Source organism: Shewanella chilikensis (assembly GCF_037953065.1).
GTDB classification, from domain to species: domain Bacteria; phylum Pseudomonadota; class Gammaproteobacteria; order Enterobacterales; family Shewanellaceae; genus Shewanella; species Shewanella chilikensis.
In genome coordinates, this window is the sequence record NZ_CP149966.1 from 2,991,780 (window position 1) to 3,008,436 (window position 16,657).

Consider the following 16,657-nt stretch of genomic DNA (forward strand, 5'->3'; position numbering starts at 1 on the left):
CCGCTGGGTCTTGTAACCAAAGTGTTTACAATTGCGTCAACTCAAATCGGGGAGATAACAACTATGATGTGGTTTTTGTTGTGTGTCGGTCTGTTGATCGGCGGCTACTTCATCTACGGTACTTTTGTAGAAAAAATATTCGGGATCAACAATAAAAGACAAACACCCGCCTACGCCCAAACAGATGGTGTCGACTATGTGCCCATGTCCAAGGGCAAGGTCTACCTTATCCAACTGTTGAATATTGCCGGTGTGGGTCCAATTTTTGGTCCTATTCTGGGGGCGCTATACGGCCCGGCAGCCATGTTGTGGATTGTTATCGGCTGTATCTTTGCCGGTGCTGTGCATGACTACTTCTCCGGCATGTTGTCGGTACGTAACGGCGGTCAATCAGTGCCTAACCTGGCGGGTAAGTACCTTGGCAAAGGCGCCAAGAACTTTATGAACATCTTCGCCATCATACTGCTGTTGTTGGTGGGTGTAGTGTTTATCTCGGCTCCGGCCGGCTTGCTCGGTAAGCTTACCGGCGGCAGCGTTGGTCTGTTTGTCGGCATCATCTTCGTTTACTACCTGATTGCCACCATAGTGCCGGTAGACAAAATCATAGGTCGCCTCTATCCCTTCTTCGGCGCATTGCTGCTGTTTATGTCTATCGGTTTGACCATAGCCATAGTGCTGTCCAGTGAACATACTCTGTTGCCGGGCTTTGAAGCCGGTGACTTTCTGCAGAACCTGAACCCTGACAACGCCCCGTTGTGGCCGGCGCTCTTCATCACCATCGCCTGTGGTGCCGTGTCAGGTTTCCATGCGACTCAGTCCCCACTGATGGCCCGCTGTGTTGAAAATGAATCCAATGGCCGCTTCGTGTTCTACGGTGCCATGATAGGCGAAGGTATCATTGCCCTTATCTGGTGTGCCGTGGCTCTGTCTTTCTTCGACGGTGTCGAGGGACTAAAAGCCGGAATGGACGGCAACCCTGCCAACGTGGTTTACAGCGCTTCAACCGGCCTTCTCGGTGCAGTCGGTGGCTTCATGGCTGTGCTTGGGGTCATCATTCTGCCTATCACCTCCGGCGATACCGCCTTCCGCTCTGCCCGGCTGATCTTGTCTGAGTACTTCAATATGCCTCAGACTGAGATGCCCAAGCGACTGATGTTGGCAATTCCGCTGTTCATCATAGGGGCGATACTGACCCAGGTGGACTTCGGCGTGATTTGGCGCTACTTCGGGGTCGCCAACCAAGCAACTGCGGTAATGATGCTGTGGACAGCTTCAGCCTACCTGCTGCGTCACAATAAGCTGCACTGGATCTGTACCATTCCGGCGATGTTTATGACCACAGTGGTGATAAGCTTCCTGCTCAACTCCAGTACCCTGGGTGCAGGTCTGCCAATGACAGTATCCACCATCAGCGGCATAGTGGTGACTCTGCTGGTAACCGCCTTGGTGATAATAAAGACCAAGGGCCGCAACGAGGTCGATGAAGTACTCCCAGAAGAAGGTTAAGCTCTGGAGATAAAACGCTACATAAACCAAGAGCCGCCCTTTTGAGGCGGCTCTTGTTATTTAAGACGACTCGCAGCAACCGAGACAATCACAATGCCAGGGGCTTCAACACTTTAGGTTCTACCATCACGCTGGCACTATCGCTGCTCAGGTAAATAATCCCGTCGCTGATATTGCAACCCAGTTTCATTGAACGGCTGACCAACTGCGCCATCTCCTTCACCTGCTCTTCAGGTATCTCCCACACCTTGAGGTTGGCATAACGGTTAAAGGCATGCTGATTCTGTTGCCACCATACTGGCACGCTGCGGCCACCATAGGCAAACAGCTGCACTTCGTCGGCGCGGCCGCTGGCCTTGCGCAGCCATTTTTCATCGCTCTGACCAAACTCGACCCACAAACGAATATCACCGTTAAGCTCGCGATCCCAAAGTTCGGGTTCATCATCGACACATAAGCCCTTGCTGAAGGCCAAACTGTCAGAGGCGTTGAGCGCAAAGGCCAACAAACGCACCATCATACGCTCATCGGTTTCCGACGGATGCTGGGCAATGGTCAACTGATGATCCTGATAATAATGCCGGTCCATATCAGCAATACTGAGCTGAACTTTAAAAATACTCGCCTTCAAGGCCATGATAACTTCTCTGTGATAAGGAGGCAGATGCTGCCTCAATAAGGAAATAAAGGGTCTAAATAGCGCCGGGGCGCAGATGTTTGGCAAACGGAAACGCCGCCTTGAGCCTGGCGACTTCGTTTGCGTCGGCAAGACGCAACATCCGCATACCGGCTTGATATGATGCCAACAGGGCACTGTCTGCCATGGGCGCAGTGCGTGACGCGTCCCGGCGGATAAGCTCCAGCAACTCAGTCGTAGGGGCGGCATCTGTAATCAGGCTGTCTATCCGCTGCAACATTGGCATGGAGGCCAGCGGCAACAACTGCAGATGACAGTCATCTGCCAGCAGCAATAACTCTCCCTGCGCCTTACCAGAAGCAAAACTCAGCTCGAAATTCTCCCGGGTGCTGGCGTCAAACCTGTCACCATTGAGCTTAAAGAAATGCTCCCAGAAGCGTCGCCTGGCATCCACCGAAGGCAAGCGCTGCTGTACTTCCTCTCTGCGCTCGGCGATAAAATCCAGCAAAGGGTTGAGGCTTGGCGGCAGCAGAGTTTCAAGTTTGGCTCGCAAGTCTCTCGCAAACACAGGCGCGGCACCGGCGGTACTAATGGCCATTACCAGCCGCCCTCTATCTACGATGGAGGGAGTGATAAAATCACACTCGGATGGGGTATCAACCACATTGACCCATGCACCAAACTCGCGCGCCTTGGCCGCCAGGGTTTGGTTCAGATGACTGTCGGCTGTAGCCAGATAAACCAGCTCCCGCTCGACAAGATCCCGCTCTTCCACGCCCCGGCGAGACAGCCAAATCCGGCCACTGGCGGCATAGGCCTCCACCTCTGCACTCACCTTGGGCGCTACAAGGTGAATTTCAGCTTGGGTTCTGGCCAAGAGATCCAGTTTACGGCTGGCCACTTCACCGCCACCGACCAACAGCACTCTTATGCGTGAAGTGTCAACAAAAAGGGGAAAATACTGCATTAATCCTGTACCAAAGGCAATTCGTGGGCACACCAAGCGCGATAACCACCGTCAAGGGAGGCCACATTCCGATATCCCAAGCGTTGCAAACTCAATGCGGCCAGTATAGCGCGTTGCCCACCGGCACTATAGAGTAGCAGCGCTGCAGACTTGTCTGGAAATCGCTTACCGATATCCCGCTCCAATATGCCTCGGGACAGGTGCTTAGCCAGCGGCAGGCGATCTTTGAGCCATTCATGATCTTCTCGCACATCAATGAGCTGCCAGCTATCATCATGCTGATACTCTTCTATGCTTAATTCACGAACCAGCTCCCTGGCCTGTTCAACCAAGGCCATAAAATCAAGGCTATTTGTCATTTGCCACTCCCGGATCCTGCCATCGATAGCTTAATTATGGCACTCACTGCGTTCGGCGCTGCACTGCCAGCAAAGTTCAAAACTGGCGTCGTTGAACTCATGACATTGGAGGCATTGCCACTGGGGCCTATCGGCATCGAGACTGGCCAATTGTAACTGTGCTTGCTCCCGCTGCGATTCAGGAACCCAAAGTTCAACGGTTTGCATATCAACCGGCAACTCTCCCACGCCACCCAACAAGGCTTCACCGCGCAGTTCAACCCTCAATCCTGAGGTCTCCAGCATTCCCTTCCAGGTATGAGCCTGCAGCAGATTACCACCGGCTACCATGACTTTTCGTTCTTCCATGTTTCTTCCTACAACTTTAGGCCCTGCCACCGCAGAGAAATTAAGGAATGGATCCTATGGAAGGATCCGCAGCCCATGCTACTGATAAACGCCTGGGCTGTCGAGTGACAGCACCAAGCGAATTTACCTTTTGATAACAAAAGCGCATATCTGGATCATAAACTCAGGTTTTACTCTAACTTTGGCGCTATCCCCGTAATGCCCAGACACAAAAAAGCCACCCGCAGGTGGCTATTTTCTACCCGGTTTATCAGGGCATAATGGAGGGCTGATCGGCGCCTTCCTTCTCCACTTCTACCGGCATCATATGTTCGCGGTTGATCCCAAGCTTAATTGCCAGGAAGCTCGCCACATAGATGGAGGAGTAGGTACCTACCAAAATCCCCATCAGCAATGCCGTGGCAAAGCCGTGGATCAAGGTGCCGCCCTTGAGGAACAGCGCAACCACAGTAATAAGCGTGGTCCCTGTGGTGATAATGGTACGGCTCATGGTCTGAGTGATTGAGGTATTCACCACTTCCACAGGTGTTGCCTTACGCATCTTGAGGAAGTTCTCACGGATACGGTCAAACACCACAATAGTATCGTTGAGTGAGTACCCCACCACGGTCAGCAAACCTGCCAGTACCGTCAAGTCGAACTCCAACTGCAGGAAGGAGAACAAGCCCAGAGTCACTATCACGTCGTGCGCCAGTGCGGCGACCGAACCCATGGCCAGACGCCATTCAAACCGGAAAGAGACGTAGATAAGAATACAGATAAGCGCAACCAATACTGCCAGGCCGCCCTGCTCTGCCAATTCCTTACCGACCTGAGGGCCGACAAACTCCACACTCTTTTGCTGCACAGCCGGGTCTTGCTTGGCTGCAGCGGCAAAAACTTCCTTAACCTGGAGGTCGCTCTTGATGTCTTCGCGCACCTGCAGACGCACTACCACATCGCGGCTGGAACCGAAGTTTTGCACCACGGCCCCCGAGGTCAGTTCGGTATCGAGGGCAAGACGCAGCTCGTCCAGGTTAGCAGGTTTGCTGAACTCCATGATAACAGAGGTGCCACCGGTAAAATCCAGCCCCCAATTGATCCCCTTGGTTGCCAGGGATGTCAGAGAAGCCACGACCAACACTACCGACATAATACTGATGGGCAGAGCATGACGCAGGAAGTTGATAGAGCCTTTAAATGATAAAATCTGCAACATAATCAGCTTCCTCAGATCGACAGTTTCTTCACGCGCTTGCCGCCCCACATGGCGTTTACAATCGCCCGGGTGCCGACAATAGCGGTAAACATGGATGTCGCGATACCTATCATCAAGGTCACGGCGAAGCCTTTAATCGCGCCGCTACCCACTGCGAACAGGATAAGCGCGGTGATGAAGGTAGTAATGTTGGCATCGGCAATGGTGGAGAACGCATTACCATAACCTTCATGAATAGCCTGCTGAACACTGCGACCTGCGCGAAGCTCTTCACGGATACGTTCGTAGATAAGCACGTTGCCATCCACCGCCATACCCACAGTCAGCACCATACCGGCGATACCCGGCAGCGTCAGCACTGCGCCCGGGATCATCGACATCACACCCACGACCATGATCAGGTTGGCACACAGCGCCAGGTTGGCGATAACACCAAAGGCTCGGTAGTAGATCAGCATAAAGATCAATACCACAGCCATACCCCAGAGCATCGCCTGCATACCATTTTCAATGTTTTCGGCACCCAGGCTTGGACCTATGGTACGTTCTTCCACTATGGATACAGGTGCAATCAGTGCGCCGGCACGCAGCAGCAACGCCAGATTCTGGGCTTCACCGTGAGACAGACCCGTGATAACAAAGTTACGGCCGAGGCGAGCCTGAATGGTCGCGACAGAGATCACTTCCTCTATCTTATCCATCTTCACGCTGCCATCTGGGTTACGCTTACCACTGTCTTTATACTCGATGAACAGGGTCGCCATCGGCTTGCCGATGTTATCTTTGGTCACGTTGGAGAAGATATTACCGCCCTTGGCGTCCAGGCTGATACTCACCTGAGGCCGGCTGTATTGATCGAAGCTTGGCTGAGCACCGGTAATATGATCACCGGTCAGCATCACTTCTTTCTTCAATACCGCAATACCGCCTTCACGACGTGGATACACCTCAGAGCCAGGCGGAACCCGGCCCGATTGCGCCGCGTTCATGTCGGCTTTCTCATCGACCATATGGAATTCAATGGAAGCGGTCGCCCCGAGGATCTCTTTGGCGCGAGCAGTATCCTGTACCCCCGGCAGTTCAACGATAATGCGCTCGGCGCCTTGACGTTGTACTACAGGTTCGGCAACCCCAAGTTCGTTCACCCGGTTACGAATAGTGGTGATGTTCTGCGACAGAGCATCTTCTTTCACCTGCTTGAGGTAAACTTCGCTCATGGTGGCCATCAGGGCAAAGTTATTACCCTCGCTGGCGTCGCTGAACACCATATCGTTGGAGCGACTCTTCAGGAAGCTCTCGGCTTTAGCCAGATTTTCGGCATCGCGGAACTTGATCTCAATGCCTTTGGCCGTAGCCTTGACACCCGAGTAGCGTATCCCCTCTTCCCGCAGCTGACTGCGGAAATCGGCGATCTTGGCTTCTTCCATCTTGCGGATGGCTTCGCCCATGTCCACTTCCATCAGGAAGTGCACACCACCACGTAGGTCAAGACCCAGTTTCATCGGTGAACCACCGAGTGACTCGAGCCAGGCCGGTGTCGCCGGTGCCAGGTTCAACGCCACGCTGAACTTGTCACCCAAGGCTTCGGCTATCGCTTCTTTGGCCAACAACTGCTGTTCGGCATTGTTGACTCTGACGAGTAACTGACCGTTTTCCAACTCGGAACGCTTGACACCTATCCCCTTGCTTTGCAGCAAGTCGTTAACTTGTGTCTGGGTCGTGACAGTCACATCCGCACCGCGGGTGCCCACCACTTGTACCGCGTGATCCTCACCAAAAAGGTTAGGCACGGCATAGAAAGCCCCGATGGAGATGATAATGATCACCATCAGGTTCTTCCATAAAGGATACTTATTTAACACGCCTCAGCCCCCTTGGCTTATAGCGACTGGATAGAGCCTTTTGGCAATACCGCCGCGATATAATCTTTTTTGATGGTGATCTGGGTGCTGTCGTTCAGGCTCAGCAGAACATAATCATTCTCGTCGCTGATCTTGGCGATTTTACCTATGATGCCACCACTGGTCAGGACTTCGTCGCCCTTACCCAGGGACGCCATCAGATTTTTGTGCTCTTTAACACGCTTGGACTGAGGACGGAAGATCATGAAATAGAAGATCAGACCGAAGATCACCAGCATGAACACCAATTCCATGGTACCGCCAGACTGAGGAGCACCGGCAGCACTAGCGTAAGCATTTGAAATAAACATATTTTTCTCTTCTTATCAGCAAATAAAATCAATCCACCAATTCAGGTACTTCACGGCCTTGACGACCATAGAAGTCCTTCACAAAGGCGTCTAATGTACCTGTCTCAATGGCGCCGCGCAAACCTTCCATTAACCTTTGGTAGTAACGCAGGTTATGTATGGTATTGAGACGGGCCCCGAGAATTTCATTACAGCGGTCCAGATGATACAGATACGCCCGTGAGTAGTTCTTACAGGTGTAGCAGTCACATTCCGGATCCAGCGGTGATGTGTCGTCACGATGCCGCGCGTTGCGGATCTTGATAACACCTTCTGTGACAAACAGGTGACCGTTGCGGGCATTACGGGTTGGCATCACACAGTCAAACATGTCGATACCGCGACGTACGCCTTCAACCAGATCCTCCGGTTTGCCTACCCCCATCAGATAACGGGGCTTGTCTGTTGGGATCTGCGGGCAAACATGCTCCAGTACTCTGTGCATGTCCGCCTTGGGTTCCCCTACAGCCAAACCGCCGACGGCATAGCCGTCAAAACCTATTTCCAACAAGCCTTTAAGGCTTTCATCACGCAGGTCTTCATAGACACTGCCCTGAATAATCCCGAACAGTGAGTTGGGGTTTTCCAGGCGGTCGAACTCATCCCGTGAACGTTTTGCCCAGCGCAGTGACATCTGCATCGACTTGCGGGCTTCGTCGTGAGTGGCCGGATACGGCGTGCACTCATCGAAAATCATCACCACATCCGAGCCGAGCGAATACTGGATCTGCATCGACTTCTCGGCATCCATGAAAATCTTTTCGCCATTAATGGGCGAGCGGAAATGCACCCCTTCTTCGGTGATCTTACGGATATCACCTAGGCTGAAAACCTGGAAGCCACCCGAGTCGGTGAGAATCGGCCGCTGCCAGTTCATAAAATCGTGCAGATCACCATGCTTACGCATGATCTCTTCGCCTGGGCGCAGCCAGAGATGAAAAGTGTTCCCCAGCAGAATATCGGCTCCGGTGGCACGCACTTCTTCCGGGGTCATCCCCTTCACAGTGCCGTAAGTTCCAACCGGCATAAAGGCTGGAGTCTCGACCGTGCCTCGGTCAAAAATCAATCGGCCCCGGCGCGCGCGGCCATCAGTAGTATCCAATTCAAATTTCATGATTTACCTCGTCAGAGAAACAGTCTGACCTTAATTGCGCGGACTTAGGCCGCAGCGTATAGACAACAGAGGGTCGAAAAGGCAAAAGGTTCACCCTTAAGACAAAATACCCGCTCATTGAGGCGGGTATTTTAAAGCAAAAGTAGCGTTCAGTGAGCTTTTTTAGTCACAAACATAGCATCACCATAACTGAAAAAGCGGTATTTTTCGGCAATCGCGTGCCGATAGGCATTCATCACCTCATCAAAGCCGGCAAAAGCACTGACCAACATGATAAGAGTCGACTCCGGCAGGTGGAAATTAGTGACCATGGCATCCACTACCTGAAACTCATATCCGGGATAGATGAAAATGTCGGTATCCCCTTTGAAGGCCTGCAACTCGCCTTCACTGGCGCGAGCAGCGCTCTCGAGCGAACGCACGGAGGTGGTGCCCACCGCGATCACCCGTTTCCCGGCCGCCTTGGTGCTATGGATTTTGGCCACCACCTCGGCCGGCACTTCGGCCCACTCAGAGTGCATCTTGTGTTCCAGTACGTTATCAACCCGCACCGGCTGAAAAGTACCGGCGCCAACATGCAAAGTCACAAAGGCAATATCCACGCCTTTGGCTTTCAGCTCGGCCAACATATTGTCATCAAAGTGCAAACCGGCCGTCGGCGCCGCAACAGCCCCCGGAGTTTGGTTATAAACTGTCTGATAACGCTCTTTGTCGGCATCTTCATCGGGTCGATCGATATAAGGCGGCAATGGCATATGGCCTACCTGCTCCAGCACTTCAAGCACACTCGAACCGGAAACCAGTTCAAGTTCAAACAGCGCATCATGACGCGCTTTCATCAACATCTTGAAGCCGCCATCGAGTAAAATTTCACTGCCTTCCTTCGGCGACTTGGAGCTACGCACATGGGCAAGCACCCGCTTATCATCCAGCATCCGCTCCACCAGGATTTCCAACTTACCGCCGGTCGCCTTCTGCCCAAATAGGCGCGCCGGAATAACCCGGGTATTGTTGAATACCATGAGATCGCCTGGCTGAACCAGGTTCAACAATTCGGTGAAGCGGCAGTCGCTAAGAGCCCCGCTGTTACCATCCAGAGTCAGTAATCTGGACGCACTGCGTTTCTCCATAGGGAACTTGGCGATCAGTTCCTCTGGAAGATCGAAAGAAAAGTCTGCTACACGCATGAATGGGCCTCGGCTTAGCTGGAAACGGCGGCTAGTCTAGGGACTTGAGGCGTTAAGATCAAGGCTCCAGCGGTTCGTTTGCCTTTTCGGCAAGGGGCTTGTTGTCATCAAAGGGCTCGCGCCGATATTCGAGTTGCTCGAACGGAATATCTATATCTACCCTGCGCCTCTGGGGCCTTGACGTTTTGTTGATAAGTTTATTGAACCAGTCCCACATCATCCTTGATCCTCTGTGTCACCGAACGCTAAGCGTAGCATCTTTTTCCACTGAGCAAAAAGAGAACATTAATCAGCGTCAGAGACTGTTTTCATTTGCCGGCTTGTCATGGTAACTTGAGGGCGAATTCGACACCCAGTAGCCAATATGAACTTCCTTGCACACCTGCATCTGGCCGATATCAGCCAAACCTCTCTCGGCGCCAATCTCGCCGGCGACTTTGCCAAAGGCAATATTCAACAATTTCCCAAACATCTGCAACAGGGGCTCTGGCTCCACAGACAAATAGACAAATTAACCGATAGCCACGAGTTAACCCGCGAGTTAGTGCGTACTTTCCCCAAACCACTTGCCAGAGTGGCACCTGTACTGATGGATTTGGCCTTTGACCATATGCTGGCAAAATACTGGGAGGAATATCATCATCAACCTTTGGCCACCTTTTGCAACAAGGCCTACGAGAGCCTAAGGCAAACCCCCTCTCTGCCCAAAGGCTTAACCCAATTGGCACCTGTGATGGAGCAGCAGAATTGGCTATTGAGTTATCAAAGCCGTCAGGGGCTCAACAGTGCAGTGACAGGCGTGAGTCGCCGCCTTTCAAAGCCGGAACTGTTCAACGGTGCCCAACAAGCGCTGCAAAAACTCGATACCGAAATCGAAATCGCCTTTCGAACCTTTTACCCGCAATTGATGGCTTACAGCCGGATATGGGCCAGAAAGACTCCGGCTGAATTTCTCTGATGTAAACCAAACCCCAAGGGCCGCTTTGGTTGACGCCACAAAGCCACTTTTGCCGGCCCCGTGGCTTTGTTAGAATTACGCCTTCACGAAGGAGAGTTCATGCAAGTTTTTGAGTACCGCCCACCGGCCCTGCCCTGGCTCGATATCCGCTATCTGGATCGCGATATTATTATCATCAACAAACCAGCCGGGCTGTTGTCCAACCCTGGTCGCGCCGCCGTAACCCATGATTGCGCCCTCACCCGCTTACAGCGCCTGTATCCGGAAACCATATTGGTGCACAGGCTGGACTGCGCCACCTCAGGGATAATGGTTTTCGCCCGTAACAAAGCCGCCGAGTCCAGTCTCAAGACTCAGTTTCAGGAACGGCAAAGCGATAAACTGTATGTGGCCGAGGTGGCTGGACATCTCGAACAGCCAGCCGGTGTTATCGACTTACCACTGGCAGCGGATAAAGCCAACCCACCGCTGCAGCAAGTCTCAGAGCAAGGTAAGAGAGCGGTCACTCACTACAAAGTGCTTGAGCGCCGTGAAGATTCCAGCCTGGTGGCATTACAACCGGAAACCGGCCGGACTCATCAGCTCAGAGTCCACATGCTCGCATTGGGGCATCCGATTTTAGGGGATGATTTCTATGGTGGATGTGAGATTGAAAATGCCCGTCCGCGGCTCTGTCTGCATGCTGCCAGCCTGGCATTTTGCCACCCTTACTCGGGTGCCGAGATGCATTTTGTCAGCCTGTCGCCTTTCTGACCCTTGCAAGGCTTGATAAAGAAAGCCTTAGAAAAAGCAGCTAAAGAAAACGCCCGCTAAGCGGGCGTTTTCTTTTTTTTACAATGAGTCAAACAATTATTAAGCACTCATCACTGATTTGGGTTCCAGGCTGAAGCTATCGCCTCCTTCAGTGCAAAACTGCAGCTTGCCCTCTGCAGTTAAAATAAAGTATTCACCAAACAGGTTACCACCCATATCTTCCAGACATAAACCGGCATTGGTCTGTTTGGACTTCATCTCATCCACGCTGTGGCAACCATCGCTGAACCAGGTTTCCAGAAACAGCTTGCCACCTTCACGATACAAGGTCAGTTCTTCACCACTGCCTGGGCGACTATCCTGCCAACAACCAAGAAATTCTCGCTGTTGTTCGTTCTGTCGGTGCAGACGCTTGCGCTTTTCTACTCCAGACATATCCATACCCTTAAACCATGTCAGCCCAGCCTCTTTGGCTGACCCCAAATGCATGACATTAAGCATAGAACTCATAGTGCCCCTTTATCCGGCCAAAAGTAACGTAGAAGTGAAAAATTTGATTCCAAATCATTAAAAACCAATAAGTTAGAATAAAATCTCTCGAATGTGCGCAGTGTAGCCCAGTGACAAAATAAAAGTGTGATCAAGATCGCCTATTGCGGAGAATTTAAGCAATTTATGAAATAACTCACACAATCCCCTTACCACCGGCCGTTTGAACGGTCACACCGTGGCAAATGGGGACCAAAAACAAAGGGCGGCCCAGAGGCCGCCCTTTATCTTCAACAATATTTCTTAGGGAATGATTTTTGCAAAGGACTAGGGCCATTTGCTGCGAACCACGTCTTGCACCCAGGCCTGTAAGTCGACGCAGAGCACACATGAGGCTTGTTCGCACCTTCCTTAGCTTAGCTTACGATCTTCGGCCTGGCAGACTGCCGCGGTAAACAACACATCAGTGGAAGAGTTCAGCGCAGTTTCAGCCGCATCCTGAATAACCCCGATAACAAAGCCCACGGCCACCACCTGAATGGCAATGCTGTCACTGATGCCAAACAAGCTACAAGCCAGAGGGATCAGCAGCAATGAACCACCGGCTACCCCGGAGGCACCACAAGCCGACACGGCGGCCACCAGGCTCAACAGCAAGGCAGTTGGCAAGTCGACACTGGTTCCCGTGGTATGCACAGCAGCCAGGGTCAGTACAGTAATGGTAATTGCCGCGCCCCCCATGTTGATAGTGGCCCCCAGAGGAATAGAGACCGAATAGGTGTCTTTATGCAGTTTGAGGCGCTCACACAAGGCCATGTTCACCGGAATATTAGCGGCGCTCGAACGGGTAAAGAAGGCGGTTACGCCACTCTCTCTGAGGCAAGCGAACACCAATGGGTAAGGATTGCGTCTTATCTTATAAAACACCAAGAGCGGGTTCACCACCAGGGCTATAATAGCCATACTTCCCAGCAAGACGCCGAGCAGACGGCCATAGTTATACACTTCCTCAAAACCGCTCTCGGCAAAGGTCACGGCCACCAGACCGAAAATGCCTATCGGCGCCAAGCGGATAATAAAGCGCACCATCTGCGAGATCCCATGACTGACATCGGCAAATACCTGTTTGGTCGAGTCACTGGAATGATGCAGCGCCAATCCAAGACCAATACCCCAAGCCAGAATACCGATATAGTTGGCATTCATCAGGGCATTGACCGGGTTGTCGACCAATTTGAACAGCAGGGTATTGAGAACTTCCAAAATACCTTGCGGCGGCGTTAACAACTGTTCAGGCGCCCTGAGCTTGAGTGTGGTGGGAAACATAAAGCTCATTACCACAGCTGTGAGTGCCGAGGCAAAAGTCCCAAACAGGTACAAGGCGATAATTGGCCGCATATTGCTCTTGGTATTTTTCTTCTGATTGGCAATCGATGCCGCCACCAGCAGAAATACCAGGATCGGCGCGATCGCCTTAAGCGCGCCGACAAAAAGATCTCCAAGGAAAGAAACGCTCTTTGCCCATTCCGGAGCAAAGTGTGCGAGCCCCATGCCCGCGATGATCCCCAAAAGGATTTGCAGTACAAGACTGCTCTTGGCCAATCGGGCCAAAAGTAAAGAAAATTGGTTCATTGCCTGACCTGTATTTATTATCTTTCTGGCACCAGTGCCACAGGAGTTACGTTTTTAGCGGATGAAACCGCTAATGTCTAGCGTTGAAGCCAATTTGTGTCGTCTGGATAACCCTGAACACGCATTTTGGCAACAGCGATGTCATTTTTGACTATCTTGTGCAATTTGCGCGCCTCTGAGCATGGCATCGATAAGTTCGTGGGCATCGAACTTGGTAAGGGCTTCGTTGGCCCCCACCTGGTGCGCCTGGCTGACACTGATCTCACTGGAAAGCGAGGTATGCAGAATAATATAAGCGCCGGCGAGTGCCGGTTTGTCTCTTACTTCAAAGGCGAGTTCATAACCATCCAGACCTGGCATTTCGATATCACTTACCAGGAGATCCACTGGGCGCTTTTCGGCCGCAGCCTTTTCCATAATAGCCAAAGCCTGGGCACCGTTTGAGGTGACTTCATAGGGGATATTTATGGAGTCCAGCGCATCAGACAGTTGCTTTCTGGCTACTTTGGAGTCGTCCACCAACAAGATCCGCAGCGGTTTCAACCTTTCCCTTTGTACATCGGTCAGCGTGGCCACACTCTGAGCCGCAATCGGGAAAATCTTTGACAGCAGCAACTCAACATCCAGCAATTGCACCAGCTTATTGTCGTAACGAGTCACTCCGGTAAGATAGGCATTGCGTCCCAGGTTATCCGGCGGTGATTCAATATCACGCCAGTTACATTCGAGGATCTTGTCGATGCCGCGAACCAGAAAGCCTATCTCCATCCGCTGACAATCTGTGATGATGATAAAGCAACTCTTGCGCTCCTCTGCGTTGACCGGGCGATAACCAACGGCCGCCGCCATATCCACTACAGGAATGGTATGTCCTCTGAAGTTTACCGCCCCCATCACAGCCGGATGAGATTGGGGGATCTGGTTTAGTGGCATATAAGGTACCAACTCACGGATCTTCAGGGTACCTATGGCAAACAGCTGGCTTGCCGACAGATGAAACAGCAGCAGTCCCTGAGATTGATTGGCCTTACTCTTCATAACAACACCATTACAGACAATAAGTTAAACGCTTCAGGATAACACAGGCCCGGGACCTTGGTGGTCAGCTGCAATTCACAATTGCGACTCAATAGGCAAAAGGCTGAGAATATCGGCGCTGAGACGGCGCCAGAAACCGGCGGCGGGCTCGTTATAGAACACCTCTTGTTTGGCATCGTCATGCCACACCAGCTCATCCTCCTCCAGCGCCAATCGGTAAGCATTACGTAGTAAAGCGCCGCCCAGCTGCTGCTGAATATGTTCAGCAAGCTCGGGCTGACGCAGCAGTATTCCCATTTCAGTATTGATCCAGGCAGAACGGGGATCAAAATTGAACGAGCCGACGAACACCTCTTCGCCGTCCAGCACAAAAGTTTTGGCATGTAGGCTGGTGCGTGAACTGCCGCGCCATGAAGAAGGCTTATGGTCGGGGTCAGCCTTGACTTCATAGAGCCTGACACCGGCTTCCAGCAGTTGCCGACGATACTTCTTGTAGCCACCATGCACGGCCACTACATCTGTAGCTGCCAGGCTATTGGTCACCACAGTAACCTCAATACCATTGGCTACCGCCTGTGCCAGGGCATCTGCCCCTTTGGATGTGGGCACAAAATAGGGCGAGATGATCAGTATGTTATTCTCAACCTGGGACAGAAAACGACCGATATCAGCCAGCATCCAACTCTCAGGCTCGGCACTGCGCAACTTATCGGGCGGATCGAACAACACCTTGGCTTCGCCCCAATACCAGTCGAGTTGCTGTTGCTCCATGTTGGTTATCAACTGGCTCTGCAACAGGCGTTGATAATAGGGGTGATCCTGCATCGCCTGTTGCTCCTGCCGCATCTTGGCATCGGCCTGCAACAGTTTTTCCCGGGTCATGCGCTTGGGCAGCAATTGCTCAAGCGGAATAGTCAACGGCGCATTCCAATAAAGATCAAACTGCTCAGAGATAACAGGTATCGCCTCGCCTATGGCAAGCAAGTCAAAGTCACCGAACTCAAGTTCATCGTTAGCGGAAAAATACTCATTGCCTATGTTGCGCCCCCCCACCACTGAGACCATATTGTCCACTGTCAGCGACTTATTGTGCATTCTGTGGTTCAAACGGGCAAAACCGAACAACCAGGACATGCCTCTGAAGGTACGGGAATAAACTGGGTTATAGAGGCGAACCTGAATATTGGGATGATGATTCAAGGCCGCCAGCCCGGATTCGAGCGGCGCGCTAGTGGTATCATCAAGCAGCAGCCTTACCCGCACGCCGCGCTCAGCAGCTTCCAATAATTGCCACACCAGGGTTTTACCGGTTTCATCGGCCCGATAGATATAGTATTGCAAATCGATACTGCTCTGGGCACTGCGGATAAGTGCCAACCTGGCAATGAAGGCATCAACACCTTCGGCCAGTGGTAGTACGCCCGTCTGCGATGGGTGGACGGACAATTGAGGTTCCAGATAATCCAGCAAGACAGAACTCTCCGGCGTTGCCAGATAGCTGGAGTCGCTGTAAGCGGGATCCCGTGTCGGTGCCGAACTGCAAGCGCTAAGCAAGGACAAAAGAACCAGCAATATTCCAAACTGTGGCAACATTTTGAATATTCTTCGAAATAGTGAAGAGTATTCAAGCATTAATTCGTTCCGGGATCCAGCATTCCCGCCTCCGGCTTTCGCATGTTATTCCTGCAAAGCATAGAGCACATCGAACACAAACTGGTCCCAACCATGGGAATCAAAGGCCGCATCGGCCACCGCACGAATACGGGCAACGGCATGCAGCGGCGCCACGCCATGCTCCATCAAGTAGTAGGCCAACAACAGGCAGGTTCGGTTTTGCCCCGACTCACAATGTACCAATACCCCTAGCCCGGCTGCACGCTGGCGCTGGATAAAGTCGAGCGCCTTGGGTAACTGCTCGACGCAGCGCCGCAAATCGGCATCCAGCGGTGCTTCTCCACTAGGTAAAGGGATACAGGCAAACTCAAATTGCGACTGAGGCCAATAGGCCGCCACATTATCAGCCAAGGAAAGAACAGCGCCTATCCCGGAGCGCTGCAGCTCATCGAAATCCCAGTTCTGGCCTACTGGCCCCCGGCTTCCTGCCAACTCTCCCTCTTCCAACCAAAAGAGTGGTTGCATCTGTGTTTTCCTCAGTAATACGCAACTTTTGCTTGGCTTCAGAATACCCCAAATCGATAGAGAATTTCGTTGATTTATGCC

18 protein-coding genes are annotated in these 16,657 nt (G+C 52.2%); 3 read left to right on the plus strand and 15 right to left on the minus strand.

Annotated features, from left to right (window positions below; all coding sequences use genetic code 11):
• Nucleotides 1–63: 63 nt before the first annotated feature.
• Entirely contained in the window at nucleotides 64–1,506 is a 1,443-nt protein-coding gene (locus WKR14_RS13550) for a carbon starvation protein A (protein ID WP_335917238.1), read from the plus strand.
• Nucleotides 1,507–1,594: 88 nt separating this feature from the next.
• On the opposite strand, the gene WKR14_RS13555 is transcribed toward WKR14_RS13550, so the two are convergent.
• The 10 genes from WKR14_RS13555 to WKR14_RS13600 form a co-directional block, all read right to left on the minus strand.
• Nucleotides 1,595–2,143 carry a YaeQ family protein gene (locus WKR14_RS13555; protein ID WP_039033828.1) on the minus strand — a complete coding sequence of 183 codons (549 nt, stop codon included), beginning with the start codon at nucleotides 2,141–2,143 and terminating at the stop codon, nucleotides 1,595–1,597.
• A gap of 55 nt (nucleotides 2,144–2,198) precedes the next feature.
• The gene (locus WKR14_RS13560; protein WP_226564183.1) at nucleotides 2,199–3,110 is read right to left on the minus strand and encodes a precorrin-2 dehydrogenase/sirohydrochlorin ferrochelatase family protein; all 912 of its coding nucleotides are present in this window, start codon (nucleotides 3,108–3,110) and stop codon (nucleotides 2,199–2,201) included.
• Nucleotides 3,110–3,469, minus strand: a complete 360-nt coding sequence (locus WKR14_RS13565; protein WP_101057118.1) for a rhodanese-like domain-containing protein — start codon at nucleotides 3,467–3,469, stop codon at nucleotides 3,110–3,112. The genes WKR14_RS13560 and WKR14_RS13565 overlap by 1 nt, the downstream gene beginning before the upstream one ends.
• A gap of 30 nt (nucleotides 3,470–3,499) precedes the next feature.
• Complete coding sequence (locus WKR14_RS13570; RefSeq protein ID WP_101057116.1) at nucleotides 3,500–3,817, minus strand: putative signal transducing protein; 318 nt, start codon at nucleotides 3,815–3,817, stop codon at nucleotides 3,500–3,502.
• A gap of 250 nt (nucleotides 3,818–4,067) precedes the next feature.
• Nucleotides 4,068–5,015 carry a protein translocase subunit SecF gene (gene secF, locus WKR14_RS13575; RefSeq protein ID WP_165565321.1) on the minus strand — a complete coding sequence of 316 codons (948 nt, stop codon included), beginning with the start codon at nucleotides 5,013–5,015 and terminating at the stop codon, nucleotides 4,068–4,070.
• Nucleotides 5,016–5,026: 11 nt separating this feature from the next.
• On the minus strand, nucleotides 5,027–6,877 hold the full coding sequence (gene secD / locus WKR14_RS13580) for a protein translocase subunit SecD (RefSeq protein WP_339086490.1): 1,851 nt from the start codon (nucleotides 6,875–6,877) through the stop codon (nucleotides 5,027–5,029).
• A 17-nt stretch (nucleotides 6,878–6,894) separates the two neighbouring features.
• Entirely contained in the window at nucleotides 6,895–7,227 is a 333-nt protein-coding gene (gene yajC / locus WKR14_RS13585; protein ID WP_025011473.1) for a preprotein translocase subunit YajC, read from the minus strand.
• A gap of 28 nt (nucleotides 7,228–7,255) precedes the next feature.
• A complete protein-coding gene (gene tgt, locus WKR14_RS13590) occupies nucleotides 7,256–8,380 on the minus strand; it encodes a tRNA guanosine(34) transglycosylase Tgt (RefSeq protein ID WP_028781041.1) in 1,125 nt (374 codons plus the stop codon).
• Nucleotides 8,381–8,529: 149 nt separating this feature from the next.
• Nucleotides 8,530–9,567, minus strand: a complete 1,038-nt coding sequence (gene queA, locus WKR14_RS13595; protein WP_165565323.1) for a tRNA preQ1(34) S-adenosylmethionine ribosyltransferase-isomerase QueA — start codon at nucleotides 9,565–9,567, stop codon at nucleotides 8,530–8,532.
• Nucleotides 9,568–9,625: 58 nt separating this feature from the next.
• On the minus strand, nucleotides 9,626–9,787 hold the full coding sequence (locus WKR14_RS13600; RefSeq protein WP_165564218.1) for a hypothetical protein: 162 nt from the start codon (nucleotides 9,785–9,787) through the stop codon (nucleotides 9,626–9,628).
• A 144-nt stretch (nucleotides 9,788–9,931) separates the two neighbouring features.
• On the opposite strand from WKR14_RS13600, the gene WKR14_RS13605 reads away from it, so the two are divergent.
• Nucleotides 9,932–10,525, plus strand: a complete 594-nt coding sequence (locus WKR14_RS13605) for an ACP phosphodiesterase (RefSeq protein WP_286995619.1) — start codon at nucleotides 9,932–9,934, stop codon at nucleotides 10,523–10,525.
• A gap of 99 nt (nucleotides 10,526–10,624) precedes the next feature.
• A complete protein-coding gene (locus tag WKR14_RS13610; RefSeq protein ID WP_165565325.1) occupies nucleotides 10,625–11,278 on the plus strand; it encodes an RluA family pseudouridine synthase in 654 nt (217 codons plus the stop codon).
• Between the two features lie 99 nt (nucleotides 11,279–11,377).
• On the opposite strand, the gene WKR14_RS13615 is transcribed toward WKR14_RS13610, so the two are convergent.
• The 5 genes from WKR14_RS13615 to WKR14_RS13635 form a co-directional block, all read right to left on the minus strand.
• Nucleotides 11,378–11,713 carry a hypothetical protein gene (locus WKR14_RS13615; RefSeq protein WP_224866361.1) on the minus strand — a complete coding sequence of 112 codons (336 nt, stop codon included), beginning with the start codon at nucleotides 11,711–11,713 and terminating at the stop codon, nucleotides 11,378–11,380.
• Nucleotides 11,714–12,178: 465 nt separating this feature from the next.
• Nucleotides 12,179–13,399 carry a serine/threonine transporter SstT gene (gene sstT, locus WKR14_RS13620; protein ID WP_101096050.1) on the minus strand — a complete coding sequence of 407 codons (1,221 nt, stop codon included), beginning with the start codon at nucleotides 13,397–13,399 and terminating at the stop codon, nucleotides 12,179–12,181.
• Between the two features lie 141 nt (nucleotides 13,400–13,540).
• Complete coding sequence (locus tag WKR14_RS13625) at nucleotides 13,541–14,437, minus strand: chemotaxis protein (protein WP_339086494.1); 897 nt, start codon at nucleotides 14,435–14,437, stop codon at nucleotides 13,541–13,543.
• 75 nt (nucleotides 14,438–14,512) lie between these two features.
• Nucleotides 14,513–16,030: a phospholipase D family protein gene (locus WKR14_RS13630; protein ID WP_339086496.1), complete on the minus strand. Its 1,518-nt coding sequence runs from the start codon at nucleotides 16,028–16,030 to the stop codon at nucleotides 14,513–14,515.
• Between the two features lie 84 nt (nucleotides 16,031–16,114).
• Nucleotides 16,115–16,576 carry a dual specificity protein phosphatase family protein gene (locus tag WKR14_RS13635; protein ID WP_101057503.1) on the minus strand — a complete coding sequence of 154 codons (462 nt, stop codon included), beginning with the start codon at nucleotides 16,574–16,576 and terminating at the stop codon, nucleotides 16,115–16,117.
• Nucleotides 16,577–16,657 lie beyond the last annotated feature (81 nt).